This window comes from Streptomyces sp. SAS_272, assembly GCF_052543235.1.
Genome location: NZ_JBMNDR010000021.1, coordinates 11,811 through 26,678 on the forward strand (window position 1 = coordinate 11,811; position 14,868 = coordinate 26,678).

Annotated in this window: 14 protein-coding genes; 4 read left to right on the forward strand and 10 right to left on the reverse strand. The window is 73.0% G+C overall.

Annotated elements, in window-relative coordinates; translation table 11 throughout:
- Positions 1-150 precede the first annotated feature (150 nt).
- Positions 151-690, forward strand: a complete 540-nt coding sequence (locus ACN6LD_RS14890; RefSeq protein ID WP_319189339.1) for a 2'-5' RNA ligase family protein — start codon at positions 151-153, stop codon at positions 688-690.
- 118 nt (positions 691-808) lie between these two features.
- Here the strand turns inward: ACN6LD_RS14890 and ACN6LD_RS14895 are convergent, their stop codons facing one another.
- From ACN6LD_RS14895 to ACN6LD_RS14940, 10 genes are all read right to left on the reverse strand, one after another.
- On the reverse strand, positions 809-1,774 hold the full coding sequence (locus tag ACN6LD_RS14895; RefSeq protein ID WP_445043401.1) for an ABC transporter permease: 966 nt from the start codon (positions 1,772-1,774) through the stop codon (positions 809-811).
- Positions 1,774-2,694, reverse strand: a complete 921-nt coding sequence (locus ACN6LD_RS14900; RefSeq protein WP_319189336.1) for an ABC transporter ATP-binding protein — start codon at positions 2,692-2,694, stop codon at positions 1,774-1,776. The genes ACN6LD_RS14895 and ACN6LD_RS14900 overlap by 1 nt, the downstream gene beginning before the upstream one ends.
- Positions 2,687-3,094: a GntR family transcriptional regulator gene (locus ACN6LD_RS14905; RefSeq protein WP_319189335.1), complete on the reverse strand. Its 408-nt coding sequence runs from the start codon at positions 3,092-3,094 to the stop codon at positions 2,687-2,689. The genes ACN6LD_RS14900 and ACN6LD_RS14905 overlap by 8 nt, the downstream gene beginning before the upstream one ends.
- A 108-nt stretch (positions 3,095-3,202) precedes the next feature.
- Positions 3,203-5,032, reverse strand: a complete 1,830-nt coding sequence (locus ACN6LD_RS14910; protein ID WP_319189334.1) for an ABC transporter ATP-binding protein — start codon at positions 5,030-5,032, stop codon at positions 3,203-3,205.
- Positions 5,033-6,763, reverse strand: coding sequence for a prolyl oligopeptidase family serine peptidase (locus ACN6LD_RS14915; protein WP_445043402.1), 1,731 nt, complete (start codon positions 6,761-6,763; stop codon positions 5,033-5,035).
- Positions 6,753-7,550, reverse strand: coding sequence for a hypothetical protein (locus ACN6LD_RS14920; protein ID WP_445043403.1), 798 nt, complete (start codon positions 7,548-7,550; stop codon positions 6,753-6,755). The genes ACN6LD_RS14915 and ACN6LD_RS14920 overlap by 11 nt, the downstream gene beginning before the upstream one ends.
- A 3-nt stretch (positions 7,551-7,553) precedes the next feature.
- A complete protein-coding gene (adfB, locus tag ACN6LD_RS14925; protein ID WP_445043404.1) occupies positions 7,554-7,814 on the reverse strand; it encodes an actinodefensin-associated protein B in 261 nt (86 codons plus the stop codon).
- Positions 7,811-9,292: a hypothetical protein gene (locus tag ACN6LD_RS14930; protein WP_445043405.1), complete on the reverse strand. Its 1,482-nt coding sequence runs from the start codon at positions 9,290-9,292 to the stop codon at positions 7,811-7,813. The genes adfB and ACN6LD_RS14930 overlap by 4 nt, the downstream gene beginning before the upstream one ends.
- A gap of 4 nt (positions 9,293-9,296) precedes the next feature.
- Positions 9,297-9,698 (reverse strand): hypothetical protein, encoded by a 402-nt coding sequence (locus tag ACN6LD_RS14935; RefSeq protein ID WP_445043406.1) that lies wholly within the window; start codon positions 9,696-9,698, stop codon positions 9,297-9,299.
- A gap of 98 nt (positions 9,699-9,796) precedes the next feature.
- Positions 9,797-9,979 carry a hypothetical protein gene (locus tag ACN6LD_RS14940; RefSeq protein ID WP_319189328.1) on the reverse strand — a complete coding sequence of 61 codons (183 nt, stop codon included), beginning with the start codon at positions 9,977-9,979 and terminating at the stop codon, positions 9,797-9,799.
- Positions 9,980-10,288: 309 nt separating this feature from the next.
- Between ACN6LD_RS14940 and ACN6LD_RS14945 the strand changes: the two genes are divergently transcribed.
- The 3 genes from ACN6LD_RS14945 (at position 10,289) to ACN6LD_RS14955 (ending at position 14,832) form a co-directional block, all read left to right on the forward strand.
- Positions 10,289-11,605 (forward strand): phosphotransferase, encoded by a 1,317-nt coding sequence (locus tag ACN6LD_RS14945; RefSeq protein WP_445043407.1) that lies wholly within the window; start codon positions 10,289-10,291, stop codon positions 11,603-11,605.
- Between the two features lie 112 nt (positions 11,606-11,717).
- Positions 11,718-13,391, forward strand: coding sequence for an alpha/beta hydrolase (locus tag ACN6LD_RS14950; protein WP_445043408.1), 1,674 nt, complete (start codon positions 11,718-11,720; stop codon positions 13,389-13,391).
- A gap of 34 nt (positions 13,392-13,425) precedes the next feature.
- Positions 13,426-14,832, forward strand: coding sequence for an NB-ARC domain-containing protein (locus ACN6LD_RS14955; protein ID WP_445043409.1), 1,407 nt, complete (start codon positions 13,426-13,428; stop codon positions 14,830-14,832).
- The last annotated feature ends 36 nt before the right edge of the window (positions 14,833-14,868 follow it).

The window sequence follows — 14,868 nt, forward strand, 5'->3', positions numbered from 1 at the left end:
GGCGAACTCCGGCGGACCACCGCCGAAGCCGGCAGGGATGTTCACGCCCGTTCGTCGGCAGGAAGCCGCCCAGGTGGTGTGCTCTGTCCGGACCCTCGGCGTGAGCGTCGCTCGCGGCGGACCACGGGTGATCGCCGGTAGGCTGCGGTGGTGCGCACGGTCGAGGTTCTGCTGGACGAGGCGACGGATGCGGCCGTACGGGAGGCGTGGCGACGGCTCGCGGATGCGGGCCTGCCCAGTCAGGCACGCCACCGCTCTCCGACCAACAGCCCGCATCTCACGCTGGCTTCGTGCGGGGAGTTGACTGCCCCGATCCGCTGGGAGCTCGCCGACGTGGCGGCCGCGCTGCCGCTGGCGGTGAGGTTCACCGGTGTGGTCCGTTTCGAGCGGCCCACGTCGGTGCTGGCCTGGGCGTTGGACCTCGACAGTGCACTGGCTGCCCTGCACCGCCGGGTGTGGGAGGCGGTGGTCTCGGACAGCCGGCCCGAAGCCCTCAACCCCTTCCACGAGCCCGGACGCTGGATTCCGCACGTCACCCTCGGACGGACCCGGCGGGCCGGGGCCTTCGCCGACCGGCGGATCCCCGAGCTGCTGCCGGCGCCGCCGTTGTCGGTGAGGCTCACCGCCTTGCGCAGTTACGACACCGAAACCGGCGCCCTGGAGCTGCTTGAGCCTCGTCTCCGCCCGTGATCGTGAAGTGACTTCGCCACCGCCACCGCCACAGCGCCGGGGCTGTGTGCCCGCCCGGGCGGGCGGAGAGCGTGCGCCCGGGAGCCGACGGCTCTCCGCTCCCGGGCGGGGCCTCGCGTCAGATCGCCCGGCGCCGCAGGGTCCACGCGCCGAGGGCGAGCAGACCGGCCGACAGGGCGAGGAAGACGCCGCTCTCCACGGCTTGCATGCTCCAGAACTGGGACGCGGGATGGTACTCGGCGGCCTGCGAAGCCACGCCCTGCCGGGTCAGGCAGGTCTGGATGGTCTCCGTCCCGTCGCAGCCGGACGGGTTGAAGGAGATCTCCCGTCCACTCTTGTCGTAGTACGTGGAGCCCACCCGCCAGGCGTCGTCGGGGACCCAGCTCCTGCCGCCCCGTTCGCTCTCCCCGGTGCTCTGCGCCACGCTGCCGGTGATGCGCTCGGCCGCGACGTAGTGGGGCCTGGCTGCCGAGGCGAGGCTCACGAGCACGGCGAGGTACACGGCGAGGGTGATCGCCATAGCCGTGACGGTGTTGCGGAACAGCAGGCCGGCCGCGACACCGATGGCGAAGGCCAGCACCGTGTACGCGGCGAGAGTCAGCCCCTGGGTCTCGAAGCCGGGAGTCAGCAACGGCCCCCGCGTCACGTGATTGAGCGGTTTCAGCGCCCAGACGCCGCCGAGTCCCAGCACCAGCATCACAAGAGCCACCGGTCCGCCGGCCACCAGGACCTTGGTCGCCCACCAGCGGCGGCGGCTGACCGACTGGGTCAGCCCGAAGACATGGGTGCCGTGTTCGATCTCGCGCGCGAACAGCGGCGCGCCCGCGAACATGCCCAGGAGCACGGGCAGGCAGAGCAGCACCATGGGGATGACGGAGGCGTACGTCTTGTACGTGTCGCTCAGCGCGTTCATGGCGTCGACCGGACAGCCGTCCTCGATGCGCAGACAGCCCGCGATGCCGTGGTCGTCCATGTACGAGACCGCGTCGAGCCGGAAGTAGAGCATGACGGAGGCGACCGCGGCCACGAGGAGCGCGGTGACGAGGAGTTGAAGGCGTTGCTGACGCCAGGCGACCCACAGCATCAGGCGGCCACCTCCGCGGTGCCGTGCTGCTGCGCATCGCCTCGCCGGGCGGCTGCCGCACGGGAGGAGCGCAGATAGGCCATGGTGAGTTCCTCCAGGGTCGGCTCGTGAGACTCCCATCCCGGTGTGTTCGCCCCCGGGTCCCGCACGAGCACGGTGGCCTGCCGCTCGGTGCGGCGGGACTCGACGACGGTGCCGGAGGGGAGCGGCCCCTCGGGGCCCGGGTTGGGGCCGATCATGAGGCGGTGGGCGGCCAGCAGGTCCTCGACGTCGCCCGCCAGCATCACCCGGCCGCCCGCCAGCAGCAGAAGATGGTCGCAGATGCCGTCGAGGTCGGCGAGGACATGGGAGGAGAGCAGGACGGTCATGCCCGTCTCGGCGACCTCCTGCATCAGCACCTGCATGACCTCTTCCCTGGCCAGCGGATCGAGGTCGGCCAACGGTTCGTCGAGCACGATGAGTTCGGGGCGGCGTCCGAGGGCCATGGCCAGCGCGACCCGGGTGCGCTGGCCGCCGGAGAGCGTGGAGATCCGGGCCTTCGGGGGGACTGCGGCCGCGTCCGTCAGACTCCTGGCGTAGGCGGCGTCCCACCGTTGGTTCAGTGCGCGTCCCGCGCGCAGCATCTCCTCGACGGTGAACCCCCGGTACAGGGGCTTGTCCTGGGCGAGGAAGGCGAGCCGGGGGTGGGCGCCCTGGCGTCCAGGGGTTTCCCCCAGCACGCGCATGGTGCCGTTCGTCGGCGTCAATAAGCCCGTCGCGAGGGACATCAGGGTGCTCTTGCCCGCCCCGTTGGGGCCGACCAGGGCGGAGACCCGGCCGCGCGGCAGCCCGAACGTGCAGTCCTGGAGCGCCCAGCCGCGCTTGTAGCGTTTGCCGAGTCCCCGGGCGCTCAGCACCTCTGCGGCTTCCTTGTCACTCAACGGGCTCCACTCCTTCGCTTGTCAGGTACTGCGTGTCGGCGACGTCCTGGAACAGGGCGTCCACGTCCTCGCGTTCCAGTCCTGCCTCGCGTGCCGCCGACATCCAGCGTTCGAGTTCGTCGCGCAGGGGTGCTCCGACCGCTGTCGCCGGCGTCGCGAGGGACTTGCGGACGAAGGTGCCCAGCCCTTGGCGCGGCTCCACCAACCCGTCCCGTTCCAGTTCGCGGTAGGCCCGCAGCACCGTGTTGGGGTTGAGCGCCGTGGCGGCGACGACTTCCTTCGCCGTCGGCAGCCGGTCTCCCGGCCCCAGCAGACCGAGCCGCAGCGCGTGCTTGACCTGGTGGACGAGCTGGACGTAGGTGGCGACTCCGGAGCGGCGGTCGATCCGGAACTCGATCATGGCACCATCATTCCACTAATTGTTTAGTGGAATGAGCATGGGGGAGTCCTCGGACCGGTGTCAAGCGCTCCGCGTCCCGTCCTGCACGTCGTCACCCGGACGGCTCGGCTATGCGTCCTGATAGGCGTCGGCCTGTATGCGGTACAGACGTGCGTAGGCGCCGTCCGCCTTCAACAGGCTGTCGTGATCGCCCTGTTCGACGACCTCGCCCCCGTCGAGAACGTAGATCCGGTCCGCCTCGCGCACGTTGGCGAACCGGTGGGTGATGAGCAGGACCGTGCGGCCGGCGAACAGTTCCCTGATACGCCCGAAGAGCTCGGCCTCGGCCTGCGGGTCGAGGGACGCCGTGGGCTCGTCGAGCACCACGAAGTCCGAGTCACGGTAGAAGGCGCGGGCCAGGGCCAGTCGCTGCCACTGGCCGAGCGACAGATCGGCGCCCTCGCTGAACTCCTTGCCCAGGAGGGTGTCGTAGCCGCGCGGCAGCCGGTCGAGGAACGCGTGTGCCCCGGCCCGTTCGGCCGCCCGGGCGGCGCGGGCGAGGTCCGGGGCCGTCTGCGGTCTGCCGTACGTGATGTTGTCCGCGGCCGACAGCTTGTACCGGACGAAGTCCTGGAAAACCACCGCGGTCGCGTCCCGCAGCGCTTCGGGGTCCGGGTCCGGTGCGCCGTTGTAGACCAACCGCCCGCTGTCCGGCCGGTAAAGACCGCAGAGGATCTTCGCCAGCGTCGTCTTCCCCGATCCGTTCACGCCGACGAGCGCGACGATCTCGCCGGCCCGCACCGTGACGCCCACGTCCCTGAGGACGGACGTGGTCATGCCGGGATAGCGGAACCCGACCGACTCGGCGCGCAGCGAGACGAAGCCGCCCCGGGCGGCGCCGGACCGGGAGTCCACGCCGTCCGCGTCCTCGGCGACGCCGAAGTCCCGCAGGTCCCTGAGATAGAGGACGGACTCGCCGAGACCGTTGACCAGAGCGCCGATCATCTGCATCCGCAGGGAGATCTGCCACAGGCCGACGAGTGCCGTCAGCGCGGTGGGCAGGCCGACTTTCTCCGTCGCGACGAGCCACCACATCGCGCCGATCACCGCCGCCGTGGTCAGGTCCCCGGTCAGCCGGGCCGTGATCTTACGGCGCGCGTGGAGTCGGTGCATGGACTCGGCCTCGGTGATCTCCTGCCGGAAGCGCTCGTTCCAGCGCTCGCGCAGCGTCGGGCCGAGGTGCAGGGCGCGGATCTCCTTGGCCTCGTCCCGGCCCGTGAGCAGCCGTTCCAGATACTGCCGGGCCCGCCGGTTCTCGGACAGCGCACGGTGCAGGCCGTAGCCCGCGCTGCGTTCCTCGCGCGACGCGCGCAGCGTGGGGACCACGGAGATCAGCGCCAGGGGCAGCAGCCACCAGACGGTCATCAGCAGGACCCCGCTGACCGCGCAGACCGTCAGCACCGCCTGGAGCGCGCCGGCGAGTGCCGTCACCACCATGGCCGGCTGGGCACGGGAGGCGAACACGGCGCGCTGCAGGCGGTCGTGGAACGCGGGGTCCTCGAACCGCGCCAGTTCGGCCCGGTCGGCGGCCCGCAGCACACTCGCCACGGCGTAGCGGTCCACCTTCACCGCGAGGATGCGCTGCCGGGCGGCGGCGGCCACCCGGAGGACCCCCGAAGCGGTGCCGAGGGCCGCGATCCCGGCGATGACCGGGATCAGCACGTGCGCACCGGGGGCGGACGCCGGGCCCGCGCCCGCGCCGGTCAGGGAGCCGCCCACGACCTGCCGCAGGAGCAGAAGGACCGCGATCAGCCCGAGGGCGGACACGCACTGCGCGGCGAGGACGTGGAGCAGACTGCGCCGGTCGGCCCGCCAGGCGAGCTGTACGGCGAAGCGGGCGTTGCGAACCAGTTCCCGCAGCGGGACGGCGTTCTCGGCGCGGCGGTCGTCATGAGGCATTCAGCAGCGTCCCAGCCAGTCGTCGTGCTCCTCGGTGACCGCGCGTAGGGCCTCCCGGGAGTGGAAAGTGTGTCCTTCGCCGGGCAGCAGGAGCAGCCGTGCGCGGCCGCCGGTGGCGACGACCGCCCGGTACAGGCCGACGGCCTGGTCCGCGGGGGTCGCAGGGTTGGCGTCCTCCGCGCCGTGGACGAGGAGCACGGGCCCGCGCAGGCGGTCGGCGAAGTCCAGGGCGCTGAACTCGCGGTACATCTGCCGGGCCTGCCACAGGGTGCGGCGCTCGTAGTGGAAGCCCGTCGGCGTCAGCGTGCGGTTGTAGCAGCCGCTGTGCGCGACGGCGCCCGCCAGTCCTTCGGCGTGCGCGAGCGCGTACAGGGACACGGTGGCGCCGAAACTGTGCCCGCCGACCACGACGGGTGCCGGATGCTCGGCGCGCAGGACGGCGACGGCTTCCTCGACGGCCACGACGATCTGTGCCTGCAGGATCTTCGGTGTGGCGTCCTCGGGCCAGTACAGCGGCAGATCGAGGACCGCGCCGCGGTGCCGGCCCGCGGGAAGGAACACCGGGGCCGCCGGTGAGGGCCGCTCTCCCTGGCGCAGGGCGCGGATCCACAGCAGCCACGCGCCCGCGCCGTCGGGGAGGACGGTGAGCGTGGCCGCGCCGGATCCGGTGTCGACGCGGTGCCGCCGGGCGCCCGGGTCCGCGGCTTCCGCAGGAGCCTCGGGATCGCGGGGGCCCGCGGGATCGGCGGGCGGTCCGGTCAGCGCGTCCCCGTCCGCGTTCTTGTCCCCCTTCTTGTCCCCGGCGGCCGGCGCGGGGTCGTGCATCAGCGGGGCGCCGGGCTGTGCGGGGAGGGGCGCGGGGTCGTCGCGACGGCGCAGGCGTCCGGGGCGGCTGGTGGAGACGAGCGAGCGGGTCCAGCGCAGTCCGTTGTCGTCGGGGAGGTCGCCCGCGTCGTGGGCGTGGTCGAGAAGCAGGTCCACGGGGCCTGCCGCGCGCAGCCCCCGGACCAGCAGGGGCGGGGTCAGACAGAGCGGGACCGCCTCGGCGAGGTCGAGGACGGCGACCTGGGTACCGGCGAGCTGCAGCAACGCGTTCTCGTCCGGCTCGAAGGAGACGAAGCGAGGACCGGCCGCCTCCAGACGCACCGGCCTCCAGGGCTCGCCGACGTCCTGCGGACCGGCCGCCCGCTGTTCCCGGTCCGGCTCCTCCGCCGTCTCCCGGCCGTCGAGCCGGCCCGGGCCCCGGCTGCTCCTCCCGTCCCTGAGGAGGAGAGCGAGCCTGCCGTCGTCGAGCCAGCCGACCGGCCCCTGCCCGGACGGACCGAGTGCGGTCAGCCCGGTGGCGGCCGGTATGCCGGGGTAGGTGCGGGTCGTGCGGGAGGCGTGGTCGGCCGTCCAGAGGTATGCGGTGCGGTCCCGTGCGGATACCGCGAGTCCGGCGAGCAGGGGCAGCCGCGGGTGCCAGACCAGCGTCGAGGGCAGCAGCGCGGGGACGGGCAGCCGCCAGGGGTCGCCCGGATCGTCGCGCAGGTGCAGGTCGGCGTGGTCGGGACGGGCCCGGGCCGGGACGAGTCCGGCCAACGCGGGGTCGAGGGTCAGTCCGCGCCACTGGACCGCGGCCGGGTTGCGTTCACGGGCCGAGGGATGGACGGGGCCGTTCAGCTCCAGTGCGGCCCGGCCGTCCGGCGCGGTACGGCGGTAGCGGCGACTGCGCTCGAAGTCACCGGACACGGCCACCTGCCGGGGTCCCGGTCAGGGTGATCGCATCGACCAGGGCCTTCACCGCGCCGATCCCGGAGGCCGGCGCGCACACCTGCTGCCCCGCGCCGTCGAGCCCGACGGCGCACGGGACGCCCAGCCCGTGCAGCGCGCCGGGCAGTTCAGCCTCTCGGGCCACCGTGACCATGGTGACGGCGGCGAGCCGCTCGGGCTCGCCGGCGGCCAGCAGGTGCTTGAGGGATCGGCAGGACGGGCAGTCGTCCGCGACGTACATCTGTACGGAGCTGACCTGCTCGGCGCATCTCGGGGAGGCGTCCTGGGCGGCGCGCTGCCGGCGGTCGACCGCCGTCAGGACACCGAGGGTGGCCCCGCATGCGACGGCCGCGCCGCAGGCACGCCACAGCAGGCCGCCGTCGTGCGCGGGCAGCGCCAGGGCCGTTGCGGCGAGCAGCAGCCCGGCGGCGTCGGTGCCGATGTGCGCCTTGCCGACGGAGGCGAGCCGGGCCATTCCGAAGCAGGCGCACCTACGGCCCCGGGTGCGGACGGCGGCCACGGTGAGACATGCGTAGGCCAGGCACGCGACGGCCGCCGCCCACCGGCCGGGCAGCAGCACCACCCCCACCGCCGCGAGCAGTTCGGCCAATCCCACCAGGCGGGGTCCCGCCGGGGCGGCGAGCGGCCCCGAGCGGACGGGCCAGGACAGCCGCTCGGGGTCGGTGATGAGTTTGGCGACGCCCGCGACGACGAGGGGTCCCGTCACGGCGGCGAGCGCGAGGTCGGCGAGCACGGTCGGGGCCATCGGTCACTCACTCCGATCGGTGACGAGCCAGCCGGCGGCGATCAGCCGGCCCGCGACACGGGCCGGCCAGGGACCGGCCTCCGTCGGCGGCATGCCCTGCTGCAGCAGCCGTTCCAGCAGCGCGGCCTCGCGTTGCCGGAAGTCGAGGACGGCGAGGGTGAGGCCGTTGGCCAGCACGGCCCCGCCGAAGGGGAGGAAGGTGAGGGTGACGTGGGGTGCGAGGGCGAGGGCGGCCCCCGCGGCGGGCGGGACCTCGGGCGTCATGAGCGCTCCTTCAGCCAGCGGTCCAGCCAGACGAGACGCAGCAGCGGCAAGGCCTTCGCGGAGAGGGCCGCGCCGTCCTGGAGGTCGGCGAGCACGGCGCCGGGTTCGATCAGACCCAGGTCGCCGAGCGCGCATCCTCCGCTCAGTTCCGCCGCGATCTTCCTGCGCTCGCGGTGGAGGTAGGCGGCCGCGCACATCCGCAGCCAGTGACCGTGCGACGCCCTGGACAGCCCGTCCACCCCGGCCGCGGCGACGACACGGTGCAGTGGCAGGTGGTTCTGCAGGGCGCCGCGCCGGATACGGCCCCGGGCGCGCAGCGGCAGGCTGTCGGCGGCCGCGAGTACCTCGGGGTCCGCGGCGGGCAGCGACGCACCGTCGGCTCCGCGCTCCTCGAGTCCGCCCAGCAGCGTTCCGACGACGGGCTGCAGGGCCTCCAGGCGGTCCTGCCACACGGCCATCGAGCCGCGGTGCGCCGTCTCGTAGGCCTGTCTGCCCTCCTCCGTCAGCCAGCCCAGCCTGCTGCCGCCGGTCGGCGAGGGCGGCGGAGGGGCGCCGACCCGCTGGGCGTCGGTTCCGCCGGGCGATCCGGGACGTCTGCCCGGGGTGTAGACGACACGGTTGTCGAGGAGTTCGACGGCGTCGGCGAGCGAGCCGAGGGTGCCGGAGAGGTGGAACGGCTCGCAGGTGAGCAGACGCCAGGATCTCGGGCCGCGAGGGACGTCCGGGAGTTTGACGGAGACGAGGGAGGCGAGGAGCGCGCCGGAGACCACCGGGAGTGCGGTGTCGCCCGAGAGCGCGGCGTGCAGTCTGCGGGGGGCGACGAACTCCGGCAGGGGCGGCAGCAGTTCGGAGCCGGTCACCGCGTGGTGGTCGACGAGGGCGCAGGGATCCACGCGCACCGGTCGCGGATCGAGCAGCGGTACCGCCGCCGGGGGTCGCTGTCCGGGCAGTCCGAGGTCGGCGTGGACGACGCGCGCGCGGTGACCGGCTCCGGCGGCGACCACGGCCAGGTAGGCGGAGGCCACCCCGCCGCTGTAGCCGATCACGTAGTCGTCCCCGTTGCGGGCGAGTGCGTCGCGTACGGCGTCCTCGAGCCGTCGTGGGGCGGGCAGTTCGGGTGGCGACTGGGTCACGGTGACGCCGCCCGCGTCGACGCGGACCTCGGTGTCGAGGGTGAGTCGGCGCACGCCCGGCAGCGGGCTGTGGTCGGCGGGGGCGGCCTGACCGTGCATCAGGGCGAGCAGCGCGCCCGGCTCCGGCTCCAGCTTGGATCCCGGCGGGAGGAAGGCCGCCAGGTCGTCGCCGAACTCCAGACGCCCGTACCCCGCGCGGAAGTACACCGGCCGGGAGTGCGCCCTCTCCCGCCGCAGACGGAACGAGGCGCCGGTCAGCTCTGCGCGCAGACCCGGCACAGCCGGCGCAACCGAAGGGGCGGTGTGGCGGAGCACGCCCCCGGACATCTCGACAACACCCAGCACGCGCTCACTCCTTCGGTGATCTGTGCACTTCGGCGTACTCGTCACGGACGGGGAGAGTGGTGCTCACGACCCGTCCCTCGCACTCCACCCATGCGTAGAAGCCGGCGGGCGGCGCGGCGGGCGCCACTTCCCGGCCGAGGTGGAAGCTGGCCCGCAGGCCCATCAGCCGCAGTGCGGCCATCAGATAGATCGCGTCCTCGACGGGGTCGAGGAATCCGACCTTCAGCCGCTGTGCGGCGCGCAGTCCCGCCACGGCCCGGTCGATGCGCCCGGGCCCCGGCTCCCACCGGACGCGGATCTGCGGCCAGTCGCCCATGTCGTAGATCCCGCCGTCCCCGCGCACCGACTCCAGGAAGGCTGTCGCCTCCCGTGCGGCGCGCGGCAGCGTCGGCATTCCCTTCCTCACCCGACTCCTTCCCGCCCCTCCTGCACTACGGCCCGCCGGACGGACTCGGGAGTTCCGATGTCCGTCCGGCGGCCTCGTCCGTCAGATGGTCCTTCCGCCTACGCGTAGCGGCAGGTCCACCACTCACAGATGAGCGAGACGCTCTCGTTGCAGCAGTCCGAGTCGAACCAGCAGCTGTAGCCGGCCATGCGGCACTCTTCGGCCACCGCGGTGGGCTCGGAGTAGAGGTGCTGCTGCAGGCCGTTTCCGGCCAGTTGGGAAGCGATCGACGTGGTCGGCAAGGTTGTGACCATCCTTTTCGGTCGTAGTCGGCGGAGAACTCCCGACGGCGGGTGACTGACATTCGGACGAGCTCACGCTAAGACGGTGGCGGCGGTCGCGGTATGCCGGGAAGCCGATAAACCTGTCCGGGACAGTCCGGGACAGAAAAGATCGGGTGGAAACAGGTGCGTTCCCCTGTTCAGCCCGATGGAATAGCGACACATGCGCGCCGTACGTGCAGGGGTCATTGACCACGGCGCCCGGGCCGACCTACGGTGCCATTGACGTGGCAGGCGCACGTCAATGCAGTGCCGACCGGGGGATCCATCGTGAAATCAAGCGCACCACGGCAGTACGCCGTCATCGCCAGGACGCGGTCGACCGCCACCGAAGTCCTTCTCCTGCCCGCACAGGACGGCTGGTCCCTCCCTGGTCACCCCAGCGGGCTGACCGGCCTGCCGGACCTCCACGCCGACATCGCCGACCGGTTCGGGCTCCACGTCTCGACCCTCGACTGCGTCGGACGGGACCCGCGCTTCTTCCTCCACGAATGCGTGGACGGCCGAGCGGCCAAGGAGGGACGCTGGTTCCCCGCCCGGCAGTTGACCCCGGCCACGATGCCGGACACCGGCCAACGGGCGGCCCTGGGACGGTGGCTGGCGGACGGCGAGACGGGCGACGTCCCCGGTGAACCGCCCTGGACACGGCTCGGCTGGTATTCCCAGGCGGCCGAGTGGGCAACGACGCACCTGCGCGCCGCCGGATACCGGCGTATCGGAAAACCCGCACAGCCCGGAATGCGCGCCTGGTCCTACCAAATGCGACTGCCCGCGCTGCCGCACGACGTGTACTTCAAGGCATCGCCTTCGGTGTACCGGCACGAGGCCGCCGTCAGTCTTCTCCTCTCGCAGCGTTTTCCGAACACCGTGGCCAAGGTGATCGCCGTCGACCCGCACCGGAACTGGATGCTTACCGAGGATTTCGGCGCCCAGCGGATGCCGGGTTCCACGGAAATCACCGACGCGTATATGCGGGTGGTTCCGGAGCTCGCCCGCATTCAGCACGGCATGGCCGAAGAGACGGAAACGCTGATCGCCGCAGGCTGCCCCGACCACCGGCTGGAGATCCTGCCCGGCCTCTACGACGAACTGGTCCACGACGCTCCCGGGCTCACCGCCGCGCAGCGCACCCGCCTCGGCGCGGCGTCCGTCGTGCTCCGGGAGAGCTGCCGGCGTCTCGCGGCGGTCGGACTGCCCCGAACGCTGGTGCATCTGGACGTCTGGCGCGGCAACTGCCTCTTCGGCGGCCGAGGGCCGTTGATCTTCGACTGGGCGGAGAGCGTGCTGGGACATCCGCTCGTCTCGCTCGACGTCGTCCTGCGCGATCTACGGGCGGCCGCCCCCGACGATCCGCAAGCCGAACGCCGTGTCACCGACGCGTACCTCGCGGCCTGGGCGGACGCCGGTGTGCGGGTCGGCGCCCCGCAGACGGTGACGCAGGCCCTCGAGGCGGCCCGCCCCGTGGGGATCGTCAGCCGCGCCTTGACGTGGCGGGCGACGCTCGCCGGACTCAGCCCCGACCGCGCCCGCCCCTACCGGGACACCGTCGCCGCCCAACTCAGCGAACTGCTCGACGCCGACGGCTGACCCCGCCCCGCCGCCCGCCCCTACCGGCCGGCCCGGTGACGCGACCCCCACCCGCGCATCCGCCGCACGGCATGCACCCACACAACTCACCCCCCCACTTCCAGGAGTTCTCGTGGCCCGTCGGGCTCTCTTCGCACCAAACCGACTTCTGACGTACGCGATCGCCGTCCTTACCGCGGCCGTGCTGTGCTCCTCGGCCGGCCCGGCCGCAGCGGCCGCACCCCACGCGCCGCCGTCCCCGGCAGGGTCCTCGCCGCCCCCGATCAGGTGGCAGAACTGCCGGGACCTGACCGGCGCACCCGTCGACCCGACGGTCGCCGACTGCGCGAAACACCGCGTCCCGCGCGACTACGCACATCCCGCCGACGGCTCCGTCGAGATCGTGCTGCTGCGCCACCGGGCCACCGACCCGGAGCGTCGCCGCGGCGCCCTCTTCGTGAACCCGGGCGGACCCGGAAGCTCCGGACTCCACACCGCCTACCGCGCCGACCGCTTCCTCGAGCCCGAGGTCCTCGCCCAGTACGACGTCATCGGCTTCGACCCGCGCGGCGTCAACCTCAGCGACCCGCTGAAGTGCTTCCGCAGCCAGAGCGCACACGACAACGCCCTGCTGGGCCGCCTCGTCGTGCCCGTCGGCGGGAAACAGGTCGCGGCGACCATGGCGGCCGCCGCCCGGCACACCGCCGCGTGCGCGCAGAACGCCGGACCCCTGCTCGCGCACATGACCACCCTCGACGCCGCCCGCGACCTGGACCGGCTGCGGCAGGCGGCCGGGGAGTCGCGGCTGAGCTTCGTGGGCTTCTCCTACGGCACCCTGCTCGGCGCCACCTACGCCAACCTCTACCCCCGCCGCGTCGACGCCATGGTGCTGGACGGCGCCGTCGACCCCCAGCTGCGCTCGCACGACGGCCTCGCGTACGACCGCCGGCGCGCGGACGGCATGGAACTCGCGCTGACCGAGTTCCTGCGCGTGTGCGACGCGGCGGACGACCGATGCGCGTTCAGCACAGGAGACCCCCGCCGACGGCTCGACCGCATCCTCACGCGGCTGCGCGGCGGCCCGCTGCGGCTGCCCGACGGCACCGACATGACCCTGAGCGCCGTCACGTCGTTGCTCGCGGACTCCCTCGCCACCCCGGCCCGTCTTCCCGGCCTCGCCCGCACGCTGGCGCTCCTGGACGCGGCGCCCCACGCCCCGCGAACGGCCGTCGCCGACCGCTCCGGACCGAGCGCGCAACACCCGAGCGCGCACGACGAGGGCGCGCACGACGAGAGCGCACACGACCGGGCCTCCACCACGGACGACGAGGACGAGGCCGCCGTCAGCGAACCGCCGTACCGCGGCGACGACTCCGAACCGGCCTACAACTGCCTGGACAAGCCCTATCCGGCGAGCCCACGGACCTGGCCCGGGCGAGCCGACCGCTGGGAGCGCACGGCTCCGCACTTCGGGCGCATGATCGCCATGGAGTCGGCCGTCTGCGCCACCTGGCCGGAGCGTCCCGCCCGGGCCGACCGGTACACCGGACCCTGGAACCGGCCCACGGACAGGCCTGTCCTCGTGATCGGCAACCTGTACGACCCCACCACGCAGTACCGCTTCGCCGAACGGCTGACCGAACAACTCGGCCGGGCCGAGCTGGTCACCGTCGACATGATCGGCCACACCGCGCTGGGCATGAGCGCGTGCGCCGACGAGATCACCACCCGATACCTGCTCGGCGGTGCACCTGCGCACGCCCGCGTCTGCACACCGGACGACCCGCCCTTCACCATCAGGGACTGAGCAGGCCCACTGACTCATCAGGGGGAAGGAAACCATGACCACGGACATCCCGCTGAACGCCGACTGTCCGCTGCCGGACCCGGCCGGGATTCACACCCAACGTGAACTCGTCGCGGTGCTCCGGCTGCTGAAGGACCGCACGGGGCTGACATACCGCCAGCTGGAGAGCCGGGCCAGACGGGCCGGGCACCGGCTGCCCCGTTCGACGATCGCGTCGGTGCTCGCCCGGACCACGCTCCCGCGGGAGGAGTTCGTCACCGCCCTCGTGCGTGCCTGCGGCCTGAACCCCGCGCGGTGGCAGGAGGCGCACCGCAGAATCGCCGGACAGACCGGACCCACGGACGACGACCCGCACGAGAGCACACCCCGCCCCTGGCAGATGCCCTACTGCGCGCCCGGCCTGCGCGGCCACGACAAGGAGGTCGACTCGGTCGTGACCTGGCTGACCAACACGCACGACCCCGCGCCGGTCCAGGTCATCACCGGACCACCCGGCGTCGGCAAGTCCGTCGTCGCCCTGCGCGCCGTCGGCCGGGCCGCCGCCCACTACCCCGACGGCCAGTTGTACGTGGAGCTGCGCCGCCCGAGACCGATGGCGGAGCCGCTGCCCGCCGCGGACGTCGTCGACCGGCTGCTGCGAGGCTTCGGCTTCCCCCCGGCGCAGCTGCCCGCCGGGGCCGCGGAGCGCGCGGCACTGCTGCGCACCACGCTCACCGAGCGCAGGGTCCTGGTGATGCTGGACGACGCCGCCTCGGCCGCCCAGATACGCTCCCTCGTCCCCGCCCGCAAGCGCAGCGCCCTGCTCGTCACCTCACGGTTCAGTCTCGTCGCCCTGCACGGTTCCCGGCGCGCCCGCCTGCGTCCACTGCCGGCGCCCGAGGCCGAGGCCGCGCTGCGGCAGCTGCTCGGCGACGAGCGGGCCGGTCCGAGCTCCCGGGCGTTACGCGAACTCGCCTCGTACTGCGGCGGGCTGCCGCTGATGCTCCGGATCACCGCCGCGAGGCTGGCCGCCCGCACGGACCTGTCGGTCGACGCTCTCGCGAGCCGGCTCGCCGACGAACGCGACCGCCTGGGAGCCCTGCGCGTCGCCGGTCTGGAGGCCCGGGCCAGTCTCGCCGACAGCTACCAGGACCTGACGCGCGTCGACGACGCCGACCGCACCCTCGTACGGACCTTCCTGTTCTTCGGCCGGTCGCACGAGCCGGAGATCCGGCTGCCGCACCTGGCAGACATGCTCGAGATCTCCCACGCGCGGGCGGAATGGGCCGTGGAGCAACTGCTGGACAGCCACCTGGTCGAGGTCACGCCTGCGGGCCGCTACCGCATGCACGACCTGCTGCGCTGTTTCGCGCGGGAGCTGGCCGAGCGGGAGCAGTCGACGGACAAGGGCCGGTGGTCGGGGCCGATCGGCATGCTGACCACCCGTACCACCGTGGCCTGACGCCCGGCGACGGACGTCCTGCGAGCCGGTCGGTCA

Bases quoted from the DNA above. Each gene is read 5' to 3' on its own strand.
- ACN6LD_RS14955 (WP_445043409.1), top strand. From the start codon at position 13,426: ATGACCACGGACATCCCGCTGAACGCCGACTGTCCGCTGCCGGACCCG.
- ACN6LD_RS14910 (WP_319189334.1), bottom strand. From the start codon at position 5,032: ATGCCTCATGACGACCGCCGCGCCGAGAACGCCGTCCCGCTGCGGGAA.
- ACN6LD_RS14920 (WP_445043403.1), bottom strand. From the start codon at position 7,550: ATGGCCCCGACCGTGCTCGCCGACCTCGCGCTCGCCGCCGTGACGGGA.
- ACN6LD_RS14895 (WP_445043401.1), bottom strand. From the start codon at position 1,774: ATGCTGTGGGTCGCCTGGCGTCAGCAACGCCTTCAACTCCTCGTCACC.
- adfB (WP_445043404.1), bottom strand. From the start codon at position 7,814: ATGACGCCCGAGGTCCCGCCCGCCGCGGGGGCCGCCCTCGCCCTCGCA.
- ACN6LD_RS14905 (WP_319189335.1), bottom strand. From the start codon at position 3,094: ATGATCGAGTTCCGGATCGACCGCCGCTCCGGAGTCGCCACCTACGTC.